Source organism: Arthrobacter sp. TWP1-1 (assembly GCF_049897845.1).
GTDB lineage: Bacteria > Actinomycetota > Actinomycetes > Actinomycetales > Micrococcaceae > Specibacter.
This window is the reverse complement of the sequence record NZ_JAFCXC010000004.1, coordinates 341,925-362,529: the sequence shown is the minus strand read 5'-3', so window position 1 is coordinate 362,529 and position 20,605 is coordinate 341,925. Positions and strand designations below refer to the sequence as shown.

Sequence of the window (20,605 nt, the reverse complement as noted above, 5' to 3'; positions counted from 1 at the left end):
ATGGATATTGTTGTCATCGTTGTTGCCACGATACTTTCCCTCGCCTCGGCCGGCACGATCTACCGAATCGCCAAGGGGCCCTCACTGCTTGACCGCGTGATTGCGGCCGATGTTCTGCTGGCGATTTTCGGAGCCGCGCTAGCCACGGAGATGGCCATGAATCAACACACCGACAATCTTGCCCTGCTGGTGGTGTTGACGGTGATTGGCTTCATTGGATCTGTCACAGTTGCCCGCTTCGTGGCGCACAAGAAGGAGGACGGATGAACACTTTTCTCAATGTCCTGACGGCCATCGCCTTGCTGTTGGGGGCCTTGATGAGTCTTGCGGCGGCGATTGGATTGCTGCGCTTTCCAGACCTGATGAGTCGCATGCACGCGGCCACCAAGCCCCAGGTTTTGGGGCTGCTGTTGATGCTAACCGCCATTGGCCTGCAAATGCGCTCGTGGAGTTTGCTGCCGATCTTGCTGGTTGCGTGGCTTTTCCAGCTGCTCACCGTGCCCGTGTCGGCCCATATGGTGGGCCGTGCCGGCTACCGCACCAAGCACCGGCGCCCGGAACTGCTCAGTGTGGACGAGCTCGATCAGGTGGTAGCCGCCGTTATCGAGGACGACGCGCGGAAGTAGTTCAGCGCGCAACCCAGGACGGCGCAACCCTTGCCAGCACGCAAAAGGCCCCGTCCGGCGTCGTACGACGCACCGGACGGGGCCTCACCTGCTTAGACTTCTTCGGGGTGCTTGTTGAAGCGGGCGATTGCCTTTTGGGTGGTGCGCCCAGCAACGGTCTGGATAATGGCCGCCACCACGGAGGAGACCAGCGCAAATATTAGCGCCGAGCGGAGGCTGTTCTCCAGATCCGCTCCGTCCTTGGGCGGCTTATTGCCGGTACTTTTCTCCCAGACCGTGTCTACGAGCTTGCTGGCAACAAACCCGGCACCCAGGCTCACTCCGGTTCCGAGCAATTTGAAAACAATATTCATGAAGGACTCCTTACGTGTTCGGTGCGGTCCGCAATCGGCGGAAACCCTATGGCCAGCCTAACGCGTTCAAGCGGCGCGGCAAACGAGGCTTGCTGCAGACTGCGGCCGCTCATGACGCAGGACATTAGTTCCCGGGTCAGGGCTGGATGTAAACTGGAGCCGCAATTCAAACACGACAGGGGAGCGTCATCCTTATTCCTAAGGATCCGGCGCTGAGAGTGCGGTTCGCCGCAGACCCTCGAACCTGCTCCGGCTAGTACCGGCGAAGGGAGTCGAGTTCTCTTCGGTTGCGCGGAAATACCGCCGCAGCCGCCCCTCCTGAAAAGGAGGAAACATGAGCAAGTCATTCGCGGGCGAAAACGCCGCGCAACAAAAGAGCACGCAAGAAGTCCGTAAGTCCACGTGGCGCGTGGTCGACATCGTTGTGGTCTCGGTTCTCGGCGTTGCCGTGGGCGTCATTTTCTGGCTCTGGTCAGCCGGGTACGGGATTATCAGCGCCATCACGGTCGCCTTTCCGCCGTTGGGCGCCCTGTACGGTGGCGGCTGGCTGATTGCCGGCGTCCTCGGCGCCTTGGTCATCCGCAAGCCCGGAGCCGCCCTCTACTGCGAGATGATCGCGGCCATCGTTGAAAGTCTGCTGGGAACACACTTTGGCTTCACCGTGCTGCTGTCCGGCCTAGTGCAGGGTCTCGGTGCCGAGTTGGCATTTGCCGCTTTCCGCTACCGCAAGTTCACGCTCCCCGTGGCACTGCTGGCCGGCGCCCTTGCCGGATTGGCTATGGGCCTCAATGACAGCATTGTCTACAACGCACCGTGGGCCTTTGAATGGAAGGCCGTCTACGTTGTCCTCGCCATGATTTCCGGTGCCGTCATTGCCGGCCTGCTCTCCTGGCTTGCTGTGCGCGGACTGGCCCGCACGGGCGCACTGGCGAGCTTGCCATCGCGCGGCGCCGCCACCGAACGCGCGGTGTAGCCATGGGTTCGGCGCAACATCACGCCACGGCGCACCTTGGTGCGCCGGCGCGGATCAGCGCCAAGGGCTGGGGATGGCAGCATTCGGGCCGCACCGGCCGTGCCGTCCACGATCTTGATCTGGAGATTGCGCCGGGGGAGCGGGTCCTGCTGTTGGGCCCTTCCGGGGCCGGCAAGTCCACGCTGCTCCATGCCCTTGCGGGCGTGCTGGGCGATGACGAGGACGCCAACGAATCCGGTGAACTGCTCATCGACGGCCGTCCGGTAGCGGAATCCCGAGGTCGGGCCGGCCTGATGCAGCAGGATCCGGATGCGCAAGTTGTACTCTCGCGCATCGGCGACGACGTGGCCTTCGGCGCGGAGAACCTGTCCGTGCCGCGCGATGAAATCTGGCGCCGGGTCAGCGCAGCGCTCGAGTCCGTTGGGCTGAACCTTCCTCTGGATCATCCAAGTTCGGCCCTGTCCGGCGGGCAAAAGCAGCGCCTTGGGCTGGCAGGAATGCTGGCCATGCGTCCCGGGCTGCTGTTGCTGGACGAGCCCACGGCCAATCTTGATCCCGCGGGCGTCATTGAGGTGCGCGATGCTGTGCGCCGCAGCCTGGATGAAACCGGAGCAACCTTGGTGGTGGTGGAGCACCGGGTCTCCGTGTGGCTCGATGTCGTCGACAGGATCGTCGTTCTTGCCCCTGCCCGGATGGGTGAGCCCGGCGGAATTCTCTTCGACGGTCCGCCCGCAACCGTCATGGCGCAGAGCCGTGAGCTGTTGGCGGCGGCTGGGATCTGGGTGCCGGGGTACATCCCCGCTGTCCGGCCAAGGAGTTCTCCCGCCTTGGATGCGTACGACGCCGGCAATCACCTATTGCTGGAGGCGTCGGCTCTTGCTGTCTCCCGCACCAAGGGACGGCGGCGTCACCCTGTGGTTCCGGCCGCCGTCGTACCTTCTGTCCAGGTGCGGGCAGGCGAGGCGTTGAGCGTGACCGGGCCGAACGGGTCCGGCAAGTCAACGCTGGCGCTGACCCTTGCCGGATTGTTGGCGCCGGCGGCAGGCGAATTGGTGGCTCTACCGGGGCTTGCCCGTGGGGCGGGACCTCAGCCGCTGAAGTGGCGCGGCCTGGAGTTGATCAGCCGGATCGGTACGGTTTTTCAGGAACCCGAACATCAATTTGTTGCCAACAGTGTCCGTGCAGAGCTGCTGTTTGCGCCGAAGCTTTTGGGTCATGGCGGCGACGCCGTGGATGATTTGCTGGTCCGTTTGCGGCTTGACCATCTGGCCGATGCGAACCCGTTCACGCTCTCCGGAGGGGAGAAACGGCGGCTATCCGTGGCAACAGTCTTGGCCGCCAGCCCGCAGCTGCTGATCCTGGACGAGCCAACCTTTGGCCAGGATGCCAACACCTGGGCAGAACTGGCCTCGCTCCTAACGGAACTCTTGGATGCCGGAACGGCCGTTGTCTCCGTGACGCACGACGCTGCCTTTAGCGCTGTGCTGGGCGGGAATCGCTTGGTTCTCGGTGAGAAGGAAACTGACGCAGAAATTCGAAAAATCGGTGTCCCTGTGAAGGCGGTGCGGCGATGAGTGTAGACATTGTTGCCACGCCTCGATCAACGGCCTGGCTGGCGGGGGCCAACCCGCTCGCCAAGCTGGGTGCTGGGATGGCCGTAACCCTCGTGTTGTTGATCAGCGTGGATTGGGTTTCGGCAACTGTGGCACTGGTGCTTGAATGCGCTTTGCTGCCGTTGGCCGGCTTGGGTGCACGCATGTTGTTGATGCGGGGCTGGCCGATCTTAATTGCGGCCGTGGTGGGAGGCTATGGGACGGCGCTGTTGGCCCCAAAAACCGGCGAACTATTGCTTGCCCTGGGGCCGGTAACGTTCACCACGGGATCATTGGAAGCCGGTGTTGCCATCGCCCTGCGTGGGCTGGCCATTGCCTTGCCCGGGATCATTGTGCTGGCCTCGACGGACCCCACTGATTTGGCTGACGCGTTGGCTCAAAAGCTGCGCCTGCCGCACCGTTTTGTCCTTGGGGCGCTCGCCGCGATGCGGCTGGTTGGCCTGCTCGTTGCCGAGTGGCAAACGCTCGGCATGGCCCGCCGCGCGCGCGGGGTGGGTGGCGAGCCCGGCCTATTCCGAGGCGTCAAGGCTCAGCTGGGCCAGGCCATGGCGTTGCTCGTACAAGCCGTCCGGCGCGCCACGCGGCTCGCCGTCACCATGGAGGCCAAGGGTTTCGGTGCGGGACCACGCACCTGGGCGCGGGAATCCACCTTTTCTCGCCAGGACCTCTGGGTCGGTGCCGGGGGAGTGGTGATTGCGGCGGTGTCGGTGATGGCCGCCGTCGTACTTGGTACGTGGAATCCGACGTTTGGCTAACCTTCTCTCAGGAGGTCATCGGCAAGGGGCGGGCCGCAGCTGGTTCCGTACGTAGGTGAATTGTGATGCGCCTCATGCTTGACATGCGTCAGGCGCGTCTGCCATGCTTCCTAACACGAGTTAGGTAGTTGCAAGGAGGCAACATGAGTGACGTATCAAGACGCCTGATGCTGGGTCTGCTCGGCGCTGGCACTGTCGGCGCCGTGGGGGCCAGCTGGCCCCGGCTCACAGGAGCGGACATCCCTGGTCGGGGAACGGATTCACTCAATGTCGCCATCTTGGGCAATGCCCAGGACGCCGCAAGCCGGGTCAATTTGGTGAAAGCCTTCTCCGCGGCCCACCCCAATATTAAGGTCAGGATTCAAGCCATTCAGGGCGCCGACTGGGGGGACTTCTTTGCAAAGATCCTCACTATGGTCGCCGCCGGGACATCGCCGGATGTGGTCTTGGTGGCCACGGAGGGGGCGCAGCTGTTCGCGGAACGCCTGGCCGAGCCGTTGGATGCCTTTATCAAGCGCGACAAATCCGAGGTGCAGGACTACTTCGACGACGTACACCCGTCCCTGGTCGAGGCGTTCATGTATCAAGGCAGCCTGTTCCAGCTGCCACTGGATTTCAATAGCGCCAACATGTACATGAACACCGGAGCGTTCCAGAAGGCCGGACTCGCCAGGCCTTCTGACAACTGGACTCATGATGACTTCTACAACGCCTTGACGGCCATGAAGAAGACCGGCGGCAAACAATTTGTCCCTTACTACTGGACCAACAGGCTCTTCGGCGGCGTGGTGCCGTGGCTCTACGTCAACGACACCAGCTTCCTGAAGGAAACCCGCAGCACGGGCGGCAACTGGTTCTGGGATTCCTTCTACGCCAACGACCCCACACGCAACATGCGTTCCGGAGGCTACCAGTGGCTTGAGCCCAATGCCGAAGATCCCCGTGTTGCGGAGAGTTTTGAATTTCTGCGCACGCTCGTCTCCGAGGGTCTTGGCACCAGTCCCGCCCAAGGTGGCGGCAATGAGCTCGTGGCCCAGTTCGCTTCCGGTCTGATTGGCACCACCCCCGCGGGTGGCTATTGGGTTCAGGGCTTGCACGAGGCGGGTATGGGCGAGAACGATTTTGATGTTCAGTTCTTCCCGAAGTGGCGGACCCAGCGGCACCAATTTGGTGCGGCAGGCTACGCCATCATGAAGACCTCCACCCGTAAGGACGAGGCCTGGGAGTGGATCAAGTTCTGTGCCACCAAGGAGGCCATGGAGCTGGCCATCCCCACGCCGAACACAACGCCCACCCGCCGGTCCATGGTGAATGAGGCACTCTACTCGGGCAAGGGACCGGCCCACTGGCAAGTCTTCTACGACACCTTGGACAAGTTCCCCAGCTCCGGTCCCATCCCCGCCCCGCCGCAGCAGGCCGCCGTCGAGAGTGCCCTGATCAAGAACGTCCTTGGTGCCGTTACGGGCTCCGCGGCTAATGTCAGGCCGGCCCTGTCCACGCTGCAGCGGGACCTCGAACTGGCTCTGAGGAGGGTCTAATGTCAACAACGCTCAAGCAGTCCCGCGCAGAAGCCCGGGTGTTGGCGGCAAAGAACGCCAGCAAGGCCAAGGATAAGGGCGGCAGGCGCCTAGCCGCGATTTTCCTGGCGCCGACCATTATCGGCATTGCTATTTTCACCCTGGTCCCCATCGTCGCATCGCTGACCTTGGCATTCTTCCGCTGGGACATCATCAGCGCCCCGGAATTTGTGGGGGTGGATAACTTCGTCGCCATTGGTGCGGACCCCACAGTCAGGACAGCGTTCCTGAACACCATGGGATTTGTTGTGGTTGCAGTTTCTCTGCAGCTGACGGTCTCCATCGGCCTGGCCGTTCTGGTTCAGTCCAAGATGCCCGGCTGGCTGCGTACCTTCTTCCGCTCATCGTTCTTCTTTCCGTTGGTCCTTTCGGCCTCCAGCGTGTCCATCATTATGAGCTACCTGTTCAACCAAAACTTTGGCCTGGTCAACCAGGTCATTGGCTTGGTGGGGATCCCGGCCGTGCCCTGGCTGACGTCGCAGGGTGGCGCTATGGTGGTCATCATTCTGGTCTACGTCTGGCAGAACTTCGGGTTCACCTTCCTGCTCATCATCGGTGGCCTGAGCTCCATCCCGGTTGAGATGTATGAGGCATCCTCCATTGACGGAGCCACCGGGTGGAAGCAGTTCAAGAACATCACCCTCCCTCTGCTCAGCCCCACTTTGCTGGTGGCAAGCGTCATGGCGATCATCTCCGCCCTGCAGATCTTTGACCAGCCCTACGTTATTACTCGCGGCGGTCCCGGAGATTCCACCCGCACGGCCGTGATGGTCATTTATGAAACAGCCTTCAAGCAGCTCGACTTTGGCCGCGCATTCGCCATCGGCATCGTGCTGACACTGCTGATCATGCTCGTCACCGCCATTCAATTCCGCCTCTCACGACGCTTCGTGCACTACAACTAGGAGCAGCGCCATGACTATTCACTCCGTGAAAGAAAGCGCCACAGTAGGTGGACGCGGAAGCTCCTCGACACCTCGTCGACGAACCCGCATCACGGGCCGCACCGCCGGCCGTGCCGCAATCCTTGTTGTTGCAACATTCCTGACCCTTGGCCCCGTGGTGTGGACGGTCATGACCTCCATGCGCTCACCCACTGAATCCTTGGGCAGCGGCGGCTCCATCTTCTCCGGCGGCCTGGACTTTAGTTCCTACGCTGACGTGTTCAAGCAGGTCAACATGTGGCTGCTGATCTGGAACTCTGCCCTTGTCACTGGCATCGTCGCCGCGGGCCAGATGTTCACCGCTGCGCTCGCCGGCTACGTGTTTGCCCGCATCGACTTCAGGGGCCGCGGCGTGCTGTTCAGCGTTGTGCTGGCCACCATGATGGTTCCCGCGCAGGTCACCATCGTCCCGGTGTTCATGCTGATTCGCGGTATGGGGCTCTCCGATACCCTGCTGGCCTTGATCCTGCCGGCCATCCCGACGGCGTTTGGTACCTTCCTGATGCGCCAATTCTTCATCGGCTTGCCGGGTGAGCTAGCAGAAGCCGCCGCGATCGACGGCGCATCGCCCCTCCGAACGTTCCGCTCCGTATACCTGCCGTTGGCATGGCCGGGGCTGGCCATTGTGGGCATCCTGGCCTTCAATTTCCACTGGAATGAATTCTTCCGGCCCCTGATCATGACCATCAGTGAGGAAAACTTCACCATGCCACTGGGCCTGGTGTCGCTGCAGGGCAACATGGGCACGGGCTCGGTGTCAACAGTTCTTGCCGGTGTGGTCCTGTCCATGATCCCGGCACTGGTTGTCTTCCTCTTTGGCCAGCGCTACCTCCGCGAGGGCCTGACGGCAGGAATCAATAAGTGAGTCCTACACCTGCACCATCGAAACCCGACGATCTAGGAGAAGTAGCTGTGAGCATCATCGACCCCGCCTTCCCGGCACTGCACGGCCGCCCGGATCAGGGCTGGATCAACGACCCCAACGGCTGCATCTACGTTGACGGAACCCATCACGTGTTCTTCCAGCTCAACCCCGACGCACCCATCCATGGCAACATCCACTGGGGACATGCCACCTCGACGGACCTGGTCCGTTGGACCCAGCAACCCATCGCCCTGTATCCGCGCACGGGGGCCGCCGACGCCGCGGGAGCCTGGTCCGGCGTCGTCGCCCTCGACGGCGACGTACCTACCGCCTACTACACGGGCATCGCCGAAACCGAACATGATTCACAGGTCATGACGGCGACCTCGGATCGGGCCCTGCTGGAATGGCAGCAGGAGCAGCATGGCATCCTGGGTATGCCCGAGGAGCTCAATATTGGCGATGTGAGGGACCCCTTCCTCTTCATCTTCAATGGCAGCCAATACGCCATTCAAGGTGCGGGCTACAAGGATGACACCCCCGCGATCCTGCTGTACCGGTGCCACACCATGACCCAGTGGGAGTACTTGGGTCCGCTGGTGACGGGCGGTGCCGGTGTCGCGGCGGAATGGGCGCCCGCACAAATTTGGGAATGCCCGCAGCTGTTTCTCGTCGATGGGCAGTGGGTACTTATGCTGTCCCTGTGGAACCGCGACAACCACGACCTGGACCGGGTCACCTATCTGACGGGCGAACTCAGCGAGGGCGGCGCCGGGCTGAAATTCCTTCCCACCGGTGGCGGCTTGATCGACGACGGGCCCGATTTCTATGCCCCGCAGGTCGTTGCCGGGACCGCAGCCGAGCCCCGCACGCTCATGTGGGGCTGGAGCTGGGAGAAGTCCCGTCCCGAGGCTGATATTCACGCCTCCGGCTGGGCCGGTGTATTGACGTACGCGCGCTCGCTGTCCTTCCGTGACGGTGCGCTGCTCTCGACGCCGGTTGCCGAGGTAGACACGCTGCGTGCTGGCCCGATCTTTGAAGGGCTCGGAAACTTTTCAGTGCCGCCCCAAACCCGCGCCTTTGAGGTGCTGGCTGCCGGTGCGACCGAGCTGGTCCTAGTGGACGGCGGCAGCGAACGCGTCGTGGCAAGCATCGTGGCCGGGCGTATTCTCGTCGACGGCTCCCTCATTGAGATCTTTGCTGACGGTGGCACGGCATGTACGGTTCGCGCCTACCCCACGGCCACATCGCGCTTTGTGGTCCGCGGGGAAGCAGTGGTAAACGCCCTGGCCCTCTAGCGGACGCCGTCTAACGGTGCCGCCACCGAGCCGCGCATCACCACGGGGCAGGGAATGAGTATGGTTCCTCCAGACTGACTCGCTGCCCCGTGGTCCAACTCCGCCAACAGCAGCTCAATGGCCTTCTCGCCCATTTCACGGTGGGGCAGTGCCACCGTGGTTAGCCCGGGAACAACCGTCCTAGCCAGCGGTTCGTCATCGTCATAACCCACAATGCTCAGGTCCTGCGGGATCCGCAGTCCCAGCTGTCCGCAGGCCAACATGAAGCCCACGGCGACCCTGTCATTTGCGCACACGACCCCGGTGGGCCGGTCGAGCTTTGGCGAGCGGCCGCCGTCGTCCGATAAAAGGCGCATGGCTGCGGCATATCCGTCGTTGATTTCCCAGCCGGTTTCCAGCGCGGTGATGGAGGGCAGCCCCGCCGCGGCAATGGCGGCATCAAAGCCCTGGGTGCGGCGCTCGGTGGCCACCAACTCGGGCCCGCCGGAGAGGTAGACGATGGAGGTGTGCCCGGCGTCGAGCAGGATTTGGGCGGCGCGGCGGCCTCCGCCAATCTCGTCGGGAATGATGGAGAGCACGGCGCCTGCCGGGTCAAAACTGTTCGCAAGCAGCGCCGGAATTCCCTGCATGGCGGGGTGGGGCCGATGCGGGCGCAGGCTCTCCGCGGCGAACATCACGGCGTCAACCTGACGGTTAATGAGCGTGCCAAAGGCATTGTCCTCGCGGACGTCATTGCGCTGGGTATCGATGGCAAACAGGAGATATCCGGCATCGAACGCGGCACTGCTGGCACCTTGCAGGAGCTTGCCGGCGAAAGGCCCGCCAGCAATGGCATCGGTGACAACGCCAATGGTGTGGGTGCGCTGGCTTTGCAGGGAGCGTGCGACGGCGTTCGGAGTGTAATTGAGCTCCTCGGCGGCGGCAAGGATGAGCAACTGCTTGTCCTTGGCGATATTTCCGTCAGCGCGGCCATTAAAGACAAAGCTCACGGCACTACGGGAAACCCCGGCGCGGTCGGCGACGTCCTGGGAAGTGGCCTTGCGTGCCATGCTGCCTCCTAAATCGTGTGAGGTCAGCCTATCGCCTGAAGGTGGTGCTGGCTGAACGTTCTAGGACATGGCCGTTTGGGCGTGGTTCACGCTGCAGTCTCCGGCCCGGGGTACCGTTAAGTGGCACCCGGTTCCGGAGGAATTAGGCCATCGAATTTATCGCATGTAACGGATAAATATTCACGCTTTATGCGTAGACTGTCCAAACGGTCACATTAGTCCTTGGGAATATGCGCCCCGTGATATAAAAGAATTATGACTCAAGTTGCTGCAGAAACCGTTGGCGTATTAGTGCGAGATGCACGCAATGAAAAAGGCTGGACCCAGGATGAACTGGCAACCCATTTGGGTACGAGCCAAAGCGCCGTTGCCCGGATGGAACAGGGCAAACAAAACCTCAGCCTGAAGATGATCCAGCGAATGGAAACACTCCTCGAAGCCAATCTCTTCAACGTTGGCGCGGTCAGCAAAAACACCGTCACCCACCTGCGTGTGCACGGTGGCCGTGAACTCTCCGGCAGCGTCGAGGTCAACACCAGCAAGAACGCCGGCGTGGCCCTGCTCTGCGCCAGCCTGCTCAACCGCGGCACCACCACCTTGCGCCGTCTGGCCCGCATTGAAGAGGTTAACCGCATTGTGGAGTTGCTGACCTCGATCGGTGTCGAGTGCACCTGGCTAGAGGACAACGATCTGCAGATCCGCCGCCCCGCCGTCTTGGACCTTGCTTCCATGGACATCGCGGCCGCCAAGCGCACCCGCAGCGTCATCATGCTGCTGGGACCGCTGTTGGACGAGGAAGACAGCTACCGGATCCCGTATGCCGGTGGCTGTGACCTTGGCACCCGCACCGTGGAGCCGCACATGCAGGCCCTTCGTGAGTTCGGCCTCGGCGTCATCGCTCACGACGGTTTCTACCAGGTGCAGGCTCCTGTTAGCGACATCGAGGACCGCACGTTTGTACTGACCGAACGCGGCGATACCGTCACCGAGAACGCCATCATGGCCGCCGCGCACCGCGAAGGCACCACCGTGATCCGCAACGCCAGCCCCAACTACATGGTCCAGGATCTCTGCTTCTACCTGCAGGGACTTGGCGTCACCGTGGAAGGTGTTGGCTCAACAACGCTGACCATCAAGGGCAAGTCCCGTATCGACGTAAACATTGAGTACGCGCCGTCCGAGGACCCCATCGAGGCCATGAGCCTGATCACCGCCGGCATCGTGACAAAGTCTGAGGTCACCGTCACGCGCGTCCCCATCGAGTTCATGGAAATTGAGCTCAAGGTGCTGGAGCAGATGGGCTTCCGCTACCTCAAATCGGCCGAGTACATGGCCCGTAACGGCAAGACCCGCCTCGTGGACATCACAACTCTGCCCTCCGAGCTCAAGGCCGCGCCGGACAAGATTCACGCCATGCCGTTCCCGGGTCTGAACATTGACAACCTGCCGTTCTTCGCCGTGATCGCCTCCTGTGCCGAGGGCACCACGCTGATCCACGACTGGGTGTATGAAGGCCGCGCCATTTACTTGACGGAGCTGAACCGCCTCGGCGCCGGCGTTCGTCTGCTGGATCCGCACCGCATCGACATCACGGGCCCCACCGCGTGGCGTGCCGCCGAAATCGGCTGCCCGCCCGCACTGCGCCCGGCCGCCTGCATCCTGTTGGCCATGCTCGCCGCGAAGGGCACATCCGAACTTCGCAACATCTACGTCATCGAGCGCGGTTACGAAGATTTGGCCGAGCGCCTGAACACCGTTGGTGCTGAGATCGAGTACTTCCAGGACTAGATTCCAAAGTACGACGCCGGGAGGTCACCTTTCTCAGAAAGGTGGCCTCCCGTTTTTGTCCGCCTCGTTGCGGACTGCACTTGTTCCGAATATGGCTATGCTGAGTACATGTTTTCCTGGTTCCGCCGCAACACAGCCACCGGTCTCGCCACAGGGGATAGCGAGCAGAAATCCCCTGCCTTGCCAGCGCCGCTCACGCTGGGCTCCTTGCTCATAGAGGCTGTCGAGATCCCGGCTCGTCGGGCAAGCAAGCCACCCCAGCGAGTGGTCCAATGGAGCGTGGGAGAGACCCAAACCCGACTGCACCCGGAAGAGCTTCACGATCTCCTCGCGGGCAGGGTGGGCATTATTGATTCCATGACCGGCAGCGACGGCGCTTTTCTCTGTAACGCCGCTGGGGTTCAGGCAGCGGTGCAGGCAGAAAAACCGTCCCGGGTCGGCAAATGGACGGCAGTTTTCCCACCCGACGCCCTAGCCCTTTTGACGGGCCTCATCAGCGATGAACCCGCGGTCATCATCAGCCGGGAAGAGCAAGTTACGTTCGCCCGATGGCTGGACACGGTGTCCTATTAGGGACGTTAGATAGCGGCCAGCGCCTGTGCCAGATCCTGTTTCAGGTCATCCAGATCTTCCAAGCCAACTGACAAGCGCAGGAAACCATCGCTCAAACCGATCGCCGCACGAGCGTCCGGCCCCATAGCGCGGTGCGTTGTTGTGGCCGGATGCGTGATGAGTGACTTCGCATCTCCTAAGTTGTTGGAGATGTCGATGATCGCCAACGCGTTCAGCAGCGCAAAGGCTGCGTCCTTGGTGGTTCCATCGGCGGGTTCGGCCAGCTCAAAGGTCAGGACGGTGCCACCGGCCTTCATCTGCTTCTTGGCCAGCTCATACTGCGGGTGCGAGGGCAGATGCGGGTACAGCACGCGGCTGATCTGAGGCTGTGCCTCGAGAAATTCACCCAGCGCCAGCGCACTGTTGCACGAGTGGGTGACACGCAGATTCATGGTCTCCAAGCCCTTGGTCAGCACCCAAGCGTTGAATGCGGACAGGGCCGGACCGGTGTGGCGCATAAGGTTTTTGACCGGCCCGTCAATGAATTCCTTGCTGCCAAGGATGGCCCCGCCCAACACGCGGCCCTGGCCGTCAATGTGCTTGGTGCCCGAGTACACAATAATGTCGGCACCAAAGTCGCCACAGCGTTGCAGCAGGGGAGTCGCGAAAACGTTGTCGGCCACGACCTGGGCGCCGGCCGCATGAGCCAGATCGCACACGGCCTGGATATCGATGATTTCCTGCATGGGGTTCGACGGCGATTCGAAGAACACGACGGTGGTGGGAACGGATAACGCTTCGCGCCACTGCACCAGATCCGGCCCGTCCACAAAAACGGTCTCCACGCCCCAGCGTGGCAGGAGTTCGTTGAGGATCACGAAGCAAGAGCCAAACAGGGAGCGCGAGGCGACCACCCTATCGCCGGCAGCCAACAATGCGCCGAGGGCCGTGAAGACGGCGGACATGCCAGACGCCGTCGCAAAGCAGGCTTCCTTACCCTCCAGTAGCCGCAGCCGTTCCTGGAACGTGGCCACGGATGGGTTGCCATACCGCGAGTAGACGAAGCGGTCCACCTCGCCTGTGAAGGCCTGCTCGGCTGCTTCGGCTGATTCGTACACAAAGCCGGAGTTGAGGAACAGGGCCTCGGAGGTCTCCTGAAAATTGCTGCGGTCGAGCCCGCCGCGCACGGCCTGAGTGTCCTCGGCCCATGTAGCTGCATGCTCGTTAAAGTTACTCAATTGCTTATCCTTGGCTTTCGCTGGTGCTGCTCTTTGTTTGGATCGGGTTCGTGGCGGTTAGCGCCAGGGCAGCTTCCGATTTTTCCAACCGTTGAGCACCCTGTCGCCAAAGCGGTCGGGTTCACCTTCAAAACCTTCCAAGATGTTGTACGCCGTGTACCCGGCGGCCGTGGCGGCGGTAGCGGCTGCGATGGAACGCGCTCCCGAACGACACAGCACCACCAGGGGCTTCTCTGGGGGAACCGTTGCCAAGAGCTGGGTCAGAAACTCAGGATTGTTGCTGCCATTGGACAGGTTCCATTGAATGAAGACGGGTTCGGTATTCAATGAGGATGTGTCCGGCACGCCAATGTGGGTCCATTCCCCGTCGGTGCGCACGTCAACAAGGACGGCTCCTGCCGCTATGTGATCCCATGCTGTTGCGGGAGCGAGATCGCCTGCGTAGCTCATGCGATCCCCTCGCCATCAAATTCAAGTTCGGAATCGAGCTCGTCAAGTGCGTTTGCCACTGCCACGTCGCTGCTGGCCACGGCCTGCGGGAGGATGACGGCCTGGGCGCAGATGACGGTGGTGCCGTTGAACGTCACGGTGGGTCCACCGTGCAGGACGTACCCTTCGGCAAGCGCGGCTGAGATGCGCTCACAAAACGATCGGTCGTCGGGGCCGGTAATTAGGCGGTAGGCCAGGGGGGATTCGTCCGCGGACATGGGGTCTCCTCATTGCAAGTGACTGGCCTGTGCAAGCGGGAGATAACTGCGGCGCTTAAACGAAATTCCTGGCGCTGCTGGAGGGTTCACGCTTGCAAACGTCAGCCGTTGGTAGCTGGTTTTGCCGAGTATTCACCTGAGGCACCCCGCCGGAAAGAGGGTTGCCGGCCAGCAAGTCAGGGCTTGATACTGGCACTCATTACTCACCTCGAAAGTAACACATTCGTCACGGGTGGGGCCTAAAAAATTTTCGTGTGTGGCGCAACATGACGGGACGCGGTTTAAGCGGTGGCGCTGCTGCGGTGGCGCCCCTTGTGCTGGCAGGATAGAACCATGACACCCAGCCGCGCCTTTGCCGCCGTCCGTTTCCTCTTTGGGGCGGTGACTCTCATCGCCGTGGGCATCCAGTTGGGCATCCACATCGGCCATGGCTTCTCGGTGCTGAACTTCTTTAGTTACTTCACCAATCTCTCCAATATTTTCGCCGCTGTGGTGCTGCTGGTGGAATCCGTCTTGACGTGGCGCGGGAAAGAATTGGGGCCGGCGTGGCAGCTGTTGCGCTGTATCTCAGTGGTCTGCATGGCACTGGTGGGCATTGTTTTCCAAGCTCTGCTCCGTGATGTGGACCTTGGAGCGCTCTTGCCGTGGATCAATACGTGGCTGCACTATGTGATGCCCGTTGTGGTCGTTGCCGATTGGCTCATCCAGTCTCCGCGCAACCCCATTTCACTGCGCAAGCTAGGGATAGCAGTGCTGTTCCCGTTGGTCTATCTGGCGTATTCGCTGATTCGCGGCGCGGCGATCAACTGGTACGCCTACCCATTCCTGAACCCGAACAATGGCGGGTACGGCCCTGTGGTGATCACCTGCGTGATTGTGGCTGTGGCGTTCGTCGTCACCAGCGCAGTGCTGATATTGCTGGCTAACAAGTTCCGTCCGCTGGTGCCTACAGCGTTGTTGCCAGAATCGCGCTGAGCTCGCTGCTGAGCTGTTCCCGGATGGCGGCCGTGCCAATTTCCGCACCGTCGATCGTGTTCACGGGTGCCAACAGGCGCAGGCTTGAAATCAGCCAGACAGCGTCCGCGTCGAGCAGATCAGCGGGCGTGACAGGGCCATAGCCGAGTTCCCAGCCAGCCTCCTTGGCCGCGGCAAACAAGGCGCCTTGGGTAGTGCCAGGCAAGATACCCGTGTCCAGGTGCGGTGTGATGAGCCGTTTCAGGGGAACGCCCGAGTCGTCAGAGATATGCGCCAGGAGAACGGACGACGTCGGCCCCTCCAACACGAGATCGTCACCGCTGGTGAAGATCACGTCATCTGCGCCCTGTTCATGTGCGTGCCGCAGGGCCGCCATGTTTACAGCGTAAGAGAGGGTTTTGGCGCCAAGGAGCAGCCACGGTGCGCGGACAGCGATATCGCTGTCGTAGCCGCGCTCAAGCAAAATGACAGCCAAGCCCTTGGCCCGCTGTTCGGCCAGTGCCGGCGAGATTGCCGAAACCTGCACCCAAGCCGTGGGGGTGTTGGCGCCCTCGGGCCCGCGGGTGGCAATGAGTTTGACGACGCACTGACGCGCCGCGTCAGCTGCTGAGCGGGAATCCTGGGGTTCGGAAGCGGCGAAGGCGGCAACCGCCGTCGTAATGGCGCCCTGCCAAGCTTCCGCTGATGGGATGGCAAGGGCCATGGTCCGGGCCGATCCGGCAAGGCGGTCTAGGTGCGCCTGGATTTTTCGTGGAACCCCATCGACGGCCAGCATGGATTCGAAGATTCCGTCCCCACGTGTGACGCCCTGATCCGTGGCCAAGATGGCGGGGGTGGAGGCGTCGACCAAGCGGCCTGCGGGGTGGGCGGGGTCAAGGAAAACCAAAACTGTCATGCGATAGAGCTTAGCCGCCCGCCACCCGCCTCTGCCGGTGAAAATTGCCTATAGGCTGTTGTTATTTGCGGTCCCATGATCCGGTGGGCACCGTACCGGTGAAATAGGGGTGGCTGGATGGTCTGGACCGCATTTAACCTGCCAACGGGCAGCGCGTGGCTCTCAGTGCTCTTCTTGATCGTGGATTTGGGTATTCGCATTGCCGTGTTGGGCATCATTCCCGGAAATCGGCGCCCCACAACAGCTATGGCGTGGCTCTTGTGCATCTTCTTCCTGCCCTATGTTGGCCTGGTCCTGTTCCTGATGTTTGGAAACTTCCGGCTCTCACGACGACGGCGGGAATCTCAGGACGCCGTCAACCACCGTGTGGTGGAAGGGACCCGCGGGATCGCGGATCTGGTTCCTGAGTATGAAGGCCCGGCGTGGGTGAAGTCTGCCATTGAGTTGAACCGCAACTTGGGTTCCTTCCCTGCCTTGGGGGCCAATAAGGTCCAGCTGATCGAGGGCTACCAGGAGTCCCTGGACGCCATGGCCGATGAAGTGAGCCGTGCCGAACACTTCGTCAATGCCGAGTTCTACATTATGAGCTCCGATGGTTGCACCGACCGGCTGTTCACCGAGCTCGAAGCCGCCGCCGAGCGTGGTGTCCGGGTGCGCGTGCTTTTTGACCACATCGGCTCGATCCGGGTGCCCGGCTACCGTGGAATGATTCGACGGCTTAAGGCAAGCCAAATCCAGTGGCGCCGCATGCTGCCGCTGCTGCCCGTCAAAGGCCAATGGCGCAGGCCCGATCTTCGGAACCACCGCAAGATTCTGGTGGTTGATGGACGGGTGGCTTTCACTGGATCACAGAACGTCATTGAGCCGTCATATCGAAACAAGAAAAACCAAAAGATTGGCCGGAAGTGGGTAGAACTCATGTCCCGGCTCGAGGGGCCCATCGTGGGCACGCTCAACGTCATGTTTGCCACCGATTGGTCCGCCGAGACGGAAGAGAACCTCGAAGGCCAGCTGGCAACGCACCACTGGGATTCCTTTGCTGGCGCTTCCTTGTGCCAGGTGGTGCCCAGCGGGCCGGGGTTTGTCACCGAGAACAACCTTCGCCTGTTTAACACCCTGTTGTACTCCGCGGAAGAGTGCATCACGATCTCCAGCCCGTATTTTGTGCCTGACGATTCGCTGCTGTACGCCATCACCACGGCCGCTCAGCGTGGCATTGTGGTTGAGCTCTTCGTTTCGGAGGCGGGCGATCAGTTCCTGGTCCATCACGCCCAACGCTCTTACTACGAGGCACTGCTCAAGGCCGGCGTTCGGATCTATTTGTATCCCAAGCCCTTCGTCCTGCACGCGAAGCACTTCACCGTGGATTCGGATGTGGCAGTGATCGGCTCCTCCAACATGGACATGCGCAGCTTCTCACTCAACCTTGAAGTCACCGTCATGATGATCGACCGCGAGGTGGTTCATCAGATGCACGCCGTGGAGGACCACTACCGCGAAATCTCACGCGAACTAAAACTCGAGGAATGGGTCAACCGGCCAGTCCTTGCGCGCTACGTGGACAACGTTGCCCGCCTGACAGCCACTCTTCAGTAGCGCTACAGGTCGGCTGCCGATCCGGCATTCCCTCGGTCGCTATCCGACGCGTCGGCCGCGGGCGGCCTTTGGCGTCTCCTTTACGCGACCTACGGGAACACCGGATTCGGCTGCCTTCGAGCGGCACAGGCGGCGGTCAGGCCGGGAATTCTGAGCCTAGGGTTGAGAGGACGCCGTAGGCCTTGGCCTGGATCTCCTGCCACTCCGCCTCGTCCTCGGAGTCGGCCGTGATGGCGCCGCCGATGCCCAAGGAAAGGTGCGTGCCGCCGTCGTGCGTGTCCTGCAGGACAAGGGTGCGGATCACCACGGAAAGATCGGTGGCGGCATTGAGTGAAAAGTAGCCGAGCGCGCCGGAATAGATACCGCGCGGGCCGGCCTCGAGCGTGTCAAGGATGGCCATGGTGCTGATCTTCGGTGCGCCCGTCATGGAACCCGCCGGGAAGGCCGCGGCCACGGCTTGGGCACGCGAGCTGCCCGGAGCCAGCTGCGCCTCGATGGTGCTGACCATCTGGTGCACCGTGGCGTAACTTTCGATCGCGCATAACCGCGGGACAGTGAGCGTTTCCGGCAGGGCAAAGCGGGAGAGATCGTTGCGCAGCAGGTCAACGATCATCACGTTTTCCGCCCGGTCCTTGAGGGAGGTCACCAGATCGGCCTTGAGTGCAGCGTCCGTGGCAGGATCGGCATCGCGGCGACGGGTGCCCTTGATGGGTTCGGCGCGCATGAGCCCGCCAGCATCGATGCGCAGGAAACGTTCGGGCGAGGTGCTGCAAACACGCAGCTCGCCCAGGCGCAGGAACGCCGCAAAGGGGGCCGGATTTCGCTTGCGCAGGGCGCGGTAGGCCGCCCACTCGTCCACGTGTTCCGGTGCGTGCGCTTCCAGCTGGGTAGTCAGGCAGATTTCATAGCTGTTGCCGTCATGGATTTGCGCCTGTGCCGCCGCAATCATGTCCTTATAGCGGCGCTCGCCGTCCCAGGCCGTAAAGTGCGGCGGCTTGGTGGCCTGCGCCCCGCCGTGAATGCCCGACGCCGGGTGGCCGGGATTGTTGCGCGAGGCCACGTGGGCGTTGGCGTGCGCTGTGCGGACTGCTGTGCGGAATTCCTCGGCCTCCAGGCGTGAGCCGGGCTGGTGCGGACCACTCAAGGTCAGTGCGTAGACGCAATTGTCCTGATGATCTAGGACCACCGCGCGGCCTGCAAAGAGGAGTGCAGCATCGGGGATGGTGCCTTCGGGTGTAAAGGCTGAGCCACCGGTTTCTGACTTGAGTTCATAGCCCAGGTAGCCCAGCCAGCCAAGCGTGAAATCGCCGGGATAGTGGCGGGGTGCGCGGACTGCCTTCCGGCCCCATACAGAATCGAGCCACCGGAAGAACGGCCCGCGGATGCGCGTTGTGACCTGCCCCGAACTCACCGTTGTCACGCCATTAGTGTGGCGTGCCAGTTGACCGAAGCGGCCAGAATCATCAGCCATGATGGAGAACCTGGATCTAGCCGCAGCCTCGGTGCCCGGTGCTTGCGTGCCCGCGATGGAGCTGTCCAGCCAGACAGCATTCCCGGCCTGCCCATAGAGCGCGTGGAAGAGTTCCTCGGCAGCAGGCAGCCCCTCTAGGCGAACGGCCGAAAATTCCAGTCCGCGGCGGCGGGCCAGCTCGGGGGCCAGCACGTGCTCCAAGGCGGGGAGTTGGGTCAGGGCGTCCAGAACGGATTCCGGGGCATTGGCCACGCCGTGGGTACCGTCGACCAAAATGTCGGCATGTTCCGCCGAGGCCATGCCGGCCAGCAACCGTTCCTCCTGCTCGGCCCAGGCGTCCCAGAAAGGTGCGTACGTTTCGCCGTCGCGGTCAAGGGCTCGCTTCTTGCGCGCCTGGCTGGGGGCGTCCACCCAAATCACTGCGTCAAGGAAGTCTGCAGCCCGTCCATGAGATGACCCAACACCCTCCACGAGCACTACAGGAGCAACGGCGGTGGTGCGGGAGGCGCCGTCGTTCGCTGCTTCCCAATCCCATGCGGTCCACGTGGCGGGCAGGCCATCGTGCAGAGGCTGCAAGACGGAATCGATGTAGCGCTCCACACCGCCCGCCAAGCCATCCCAGCCGGGGTAAATATCCTCGAGATGAAAGAGGGAAACCGTGCGGTGGCGGCGCAACAAGGCTGCCAGCTCCACGGCTACAGTGGTTTTTCCTGCGCCCGAGCGGCCGTCGACGGCGATGATGACAGGGCGCTCAGCCACGGGCGTGCGCCAAAATGCCGGGAATGGCTGCGGCGATCAGATCCCAACTGACCTCAAAATCCTTGGCGTTGCCGTACCAGGGATCGTAAATTCCCTGCTGTTCGGTGGCGGCGTGGGCCACGGCTGGATCGAAGGAACGCAGCATGCGCACCTTGGCGGCAGCGGCGGCGTCTGGCGCAAGAGCGATCAGGGCGTCGTGATGATCGGTGTCCAGTGCCAAGATGAGGTCCCGTTCGGCAAACCAGGCGGGCTGGAATTCGCGCGCGGCGTGCTTGGCGGCGGCAACTCCGTGACGCGCCAGGACAGCCTTGGCTCGCGGGTCGATCGGGTTCCCAATTTCCCAGGCCGTGGTGCCCGCGGAATCGACCTCCACGTCAAGACCGGATTCGGCCGCGGCGTTGGCCAACATGAATTCGGCCATGGGGGAGCGGCAGATATTGCCGGTACAAACGGTCATGATCCGGTACGGATTGCTCATGGGGTCATTCTATCGGCGCTCTCGGCGGAGCCAGGCTTTGGGGGCTGAATGCCAATCGACCCGTCAGATAACGCCGCTCTGACGATTCAAAGC

At 62.1% G+C, this 20,605-nt stretch carries 21 protein-coding genes and 2 riboswitches; of the genes, 13 read left to right on the top strand and 8 right to left on the bottom strand.

Annotation, left to right across the window (positions count from 1 at the left end):
- Both ACP7B9_RS10390 and mnhG read left to right on the top strand, forming a co-directional pair.
- A complete protein-coding gene (locus tag ACP7B9_RS10390; RefSeq protein ID WP_425863085.1) occupies positions 1–267 on the top strand; it encodes a monovalent cation/H+ antiporter complex subunit F in 267 nt (88 codons plus the stop codon).
- The gene (mnhG, locus tag ACP7B9_RS10385; RefSeq protein ID WP_425863083.1) at positions 264–626 is read left to right on the top strand and encodes a monovalent cation/H(+) antiporter subunit G; all 363 of its coding nucleotides are present in this window, start codon (positions 264–266) and stop codon (positions 624–626) included. Before ACP7B9_RS10390 ends, mnhG begins: the two co-directional genes overlap by 4 nt.
- A 92-nt stretch (positions 627–718) precedes the next feature.
- Here mnhG and ACP7B9_RS10380 read toward each other — a convergent pair whose 3' ends face one another.
- Complete coding sequence (locus ACP7B9_RS10380) at positions 719–979, bottom strand: DUF4235 domain-containing protein (RefSeq protein WP_425863082.1); 261 nt, start codon at positions 977–979, stop codon at positions 719–721.
- Between the two features lie 167 nt (positions 980–1,146).
- Positions 1,147–1,267: riboswitch (TPP riboswitch) on the top strand.
- Positions 1,268–1,313: 46 nt separating this feature from the next.
- Between ACP7B9_RS10380 and ACP7B9_RS10375 the strand changes: the two genes are divergently transcribed.
- The 7 genes from ACP7B9_RS10375 (at position 1,314) to ACP7B9_RS10345 (ending at position 9,004) form a co-directional block, all read left to right on the top strand.
- Entirely contained in the window at positions 1,314–1,952 is a 639-nt protein-coding gene (locus ACP7B9_RS10375) for an ECF transporter S component (RefSeq protein WP_425863080.1), read from the top strand.
- Between the two features lie 2 nt (positions 1,953–1,954).
- Complete coding sequence (locus tag ACP7B9_RS10370; protein ID WP_425863078.1) at positions 1,955–3,526, top strand: ABC transporter ATP-binding protein; 1,572 nt, start codon at positions 1,955–1,957, stop codon at positions 3,524–3,526.
- The gene (locus tag ACP7B9_RS10365; protein ID WP_425863077.1) at positions 3,523–4,320 is read left to right on the top strand and encodes an energy-coupling factor transporter transmembrane component T family protein; all 798 of its coding nucleotides are present in this window, start codon (positions 3,523–3,525) and stop codon (positions 4,318–4,320) included. The genes ACP7B9_RS10370 and ACP7B9_RS10365 overlap by 4 nt, the downstream gene beginning before the upstream one ends.
- Before the next feature lie 143 nt (positions 4,321–4,463).
- Positions 4,464–5,858 carry an extracellular solute-binding protein gene (locus tag ACP7B9_RS10360; RefSeq protein WP_425863075.1) on the top strand — a complete coding sequence of 465 codons (1,395 nt, stop codon included), beginning with the start codon at positions 4,464–4,466 and terminating at the stop codon, positions 5,856–5,858.
- A complete protein-coding gene (locus ACP7B9_RS10355; RefSeq protein ID WP_425863073.1) occupies positions 5,858–6,802 on the top strand; it encodes a carbohydrate ABC transporter permease in 945 nt (314 codons plus the stop codon). Before ACP7B9_RS10360 ends, ACP7B9_RS10355 begins: the two co-directional genes overlap by 1 nt.
- 10 nt (positions 6,803–6,812) lie before the next feature.
- Complete coding sequence (locus ACP7B9_RS10350) at positions 6,813–7,706, top strand: carbohydrate ABC transporter permease (protein WP_425863071.1); 894 nt, start codon at positions 6,813–6,815, stop codon at positions 7,704–7,706.
- A gap of 47 nt (positions 7,707–7,753) precedes the next feature.
- A complete protein-coding gene (locus tag ACP7B9_RS10345; protein WP_425863069.1) occupies positions 7,754–9,004 on the top strand; it encodes a GH32 C-terminal domain-containing protein in 1,251 nt (416 codons plus the stop codon).
- On the opposite strand, the gene ACP7B9_RS10340 is transcribed toward ACP7B9_RS10345, so the two are convergent.
- Positions 9,001–10,053 (bottom strand): LacI family DNA-binding transcriptional regulator, encoded by a 1,053-nt coding sequence (locus tag ACP7B9_RS10340; RefSeq protein ID WP_425863067.1) that lies wholly within the window; start codon positions 10,051–10,053, stop codon positions 9,001–9,003. The two genes, ACP7B9_RS10345 and ACP7B9_RS10340, sit on opposite strands and share 4 nt — an antisense overlap.
- A 255-nt stretch (positions 10,054–10,308) precedes the next feature.
- On the opposite strand from ACP7B9_RS10340, the gene ACP7B9_RS10335 reads away from it, so the two are divergent.
- Both ACP7B9_RS10335 and ACP7B9_RS10330 read left to right on the top strand, forming a co-directional pair.
- Entirely contained in the window at positions 10,309–11,841 is a 1,533-nt protein-coding gene (locus tag ACP7B9_RS10335) for a UDP-N-acetylglucosamine 1-carboxyvinyltransferase (RefSeq protein ID WP_425863065.1), read from the top strand.
- A 108-nt stretch (positions 11,842–11,949) separates the two neighbouring features.
- Positions 11,950–12,414: a hypothetical protein gene (locus ACP7B9_RS10330; RefSeq protein WP_425863063.1), complete on the top strand. Its 465-nt coding sequence runs from the start codon at positions 11,950–11,952 to the stop codon at positions 12,412–12,414.
- A gap of 5 nt (positions 12,415–12,419) precedes the next feature.
- On the opposite strand, the gene ACP7B9_RS10325 is transcribed toward ACP7B9_RS10330, so the two are convergent.
- From ACP7B9_RS10325 to ACP7B9_RS10315, 3 genes are read right to left on the bottom strand one after another with little or no spacing between them, the layout of a single operon-like run.
- Positions 12,420–13,631: an O-succinylhomoserine sulfhydrylase gene (locus ACP7B9_RS10325; RefSeq protein WP_425863061.1), complete on the bottom strand. Its 1,212-nt coding sequence runs from the start codon at positions 13,629–13,631 to the stop codon at positions 12,420–12,422.
- 57 nt (positions 13,632–13,688) lie between these two features.
- Positions 13,689–14,081: a rhodanese-like domain-containing protein gene (locus tag ACP7B9_RS10320; RefSeq protein WP_425863059.1), complete on the bottom strand. Its 393-nt coding sequence runs from the start codon at positions 14,079–14,081 to the stop codon at positions 13,689–13,691.
- Entirely contained in the window at positions 14,078–14,338 is a 261-nt protein-coding gene (locus ACP7B9_RS10315) for a DUF1737 domain-containing protein (protein WP_425863058.1), read from the bottom strand. Before ACP7B9_RS10315 ends, ACP7B9_RS10320 begins: the two co-directional genes overlap by 4 nt.
- Before the next feature lie 83 nt (positions 14,339–14,421).
- Positions 14,422–14,542: riboswitch (SAM riboswitch) on the bottom strand.
- A gap of 129 nt (positions 14,543–14,671) precedes the next feature.
- Here ACP7B9_RS10315 and ACP7B9_RS10310 point away from each other — a divergent pair.
- On the top strand, positions 14,672–15,313 hold the full coding sequence (locus ACP7B9_RS10310; protein WP_425863056.1) for a Pr6Pr family membrane protein: 642 nt from the start codon (positions 14,672–14,674) through the stop codon (positions 15,311–15,313).
- On the opposite strand, the gene ACP7B9_RS10305 is transcribed toward ACP7B9_RS10310, so the two are convergent.
- Complete coding sequence (locus tag ACP7B9_RS10305) at positions 15,285–16,208, bottom strand: aminodeoxychorismate lyase (protein WP_425863054.1); 924 nt, start codon at positions 16,206–16,208, stop codon at positions 15,285–15,287. The genes ACP7B9_RS10310 and ACP7B9_RS10305 overlap by 29 nt on opposite strands.
- A 117-nt stretch (positions 16,209–16,325) precedes the next feature.
- Between ACP7B9_RS10305 and cls the strand changes: the two genes are divergently transcribed.
- Positions 16,326–17,804 (top strand): cardiolipin synthase, encoded by a 1,479-nt coding sequence (cls, locus tag ACP7B9_RS10300; RefSeq protein WP_425863052.1) that lies wholly within the window; start codon positions 16,326–16,328, stop codon positions 17,802–17,804.
- A gap of 136 nt (positions 17,805–17,940) precedes the next feature.
- On the opposite strand, the gene pabB is transcribed toward cls, so the two are convergent.
- Entirely contained in the window at positions 17,941–20,034 is a 2,094-nt protein-coding gene (gene pabB, locus ACP7B9_RS10295) for an aminodeoxychorismate synthase component I (protein WP_425863050.1), read from the bottom strand.
- Positions 20,027–20,512, bottom strand: a complete 486-nt coding sequence (locus ACP7B9_RS10290) for a low molecular weight protein-tyrosine-phosphatase (protein WP_425863048.1) — start codon at positions 20,510–20,512, stop codon at positions 20,027–20,029. Before ACP7B9_RS10290 ends, pabB begins: the two co-directional genes overlap by 8 nt.
- Between the last annotated feature and the right edge of the window lie 93 nt (positions 20,513–20,605).

Coding starts and splice junctions, on each gene's coding strand:
- ACP7B9_RS10390 (WP_425863085.1), top strand. CDS start 1: ATGGATATTGTTGTCATCGTTGTTGCCACGATACTTTCCCTCGCCTCG.
- mnhG (WP_425863083.1), top strand. CDS start 264: ATGAACACTTTTCTCAATGTCCTGACGGCCATCGCCTTGCTGTTGGGG.
- ACP7B9_RS10380 (WP_425863082.1), bottom strand. CDS start 979: ATGAATATTGTTTTCAAATTGCTCGGAACCGGAGTGAGCCTGGGTGCC.
- ACP7B9_RS10375 (WP_425863080.1), top strand. CDS start 1,314: ATGAGCAAGTCATTCGCGGGCGAAAACGCCGCGCAACAAAAGAGCACG.
- ACP7B9_RS10370 (WP_425863078.1), top strand. CDS start 1,955: ATGGGTTCGGCGCAACATCACGCCACGGCGCACCTTGGTGCGCCGGCG.
- ACP7B9_RS10365 (WP_425863077.1), top strand. CDS start 3,523: ATGAGTGTAGACATTGTTGCCACGCCTCGATCAACGGCCTGGCTGGCG.
- ACP7B9_RS10360 (WP_425863075.1), top strand. CDS start 4,464: ATGAGTGACGTATCAAGACGCCTGATGCTGGGTCTGCTCGGCGCTGGC.
- ACP7B9_RS10355 (WP_425863073.1), top strand. CDS start 5,858: ATGTCAACAACGCTCAAGCAGTCCCGCGCAGAAGCCCGGGTGTTGGCG.
- ACP7B9_RS10350 (WP_425863071.1), top strand. CDS start 6,813: ATGACTATTCACTCCGTGAAAGAAAGCGCCACAGTAGGTGGACGCGGA.
- ACP7B9_RS10340 (WP_425863067.1), bottom strand. CDS start 10,053: ATGGCACGCAAGGCCACTTCCCAGGACGTCGCCGACCGCGCCGGGGTT.
- ACP7B9_RS10335 (WP_425863065.1), top strand. CDS start 10,309: ATGACTCAAGTTGCTGCAGAAACCGTTGGCGTATTAGTGCGAGATGCA.
- ACP7B9_RS10330 (WP_425863063.1), top strand. CDS start 11,950: ATGTTTTCCTGGTTCCGCCGCAACACAGCCACCGGTCTCGCCACAGGG.
- ACP7B9_RS10320 (WP_425863059.1), bottom strand. CDS start 14,081: ATGAGCTACGCAGGCGATCTCGCTCCCGCAACAGCATGGGATCACATA.
- ACP7B9_RS10315 (WP_425863058.1), bottom strand. CDS start 14,338: ATGTCCGCGGACGAATCCCCCCTGGCCTACCGCCTAATTACCGGCCCC.
- ACP7B9_RS10310 (WP_425863056.1), top strand. CDS start 14,672: ATGACACCCAGCCGCGCCTTTGCCGCCGTCCGTTTCCTCTTTGGGGCG.
- ACP7B9_RS10305 (WP_425863054.1), bottom strand. CDS start 16,208: ATGACAGTTTTGGTTTTCCTTGACCCCGCCCACCCCGCAGGCCGCTTG.
- cls (WP_425863052.1), top strand. CDS start 16,326: ATGGTCTGGACCGCATTTAACCTGCCAACGGGCAGCGCGTGGCTCTCA.
- ACP7B9_RS10290 (WP_425863048.1), bottom strand. CDS start 20,512: ATGAGCAATCCGTACCGGATCATGACCGTTTGTACCGGCAATATCTGC.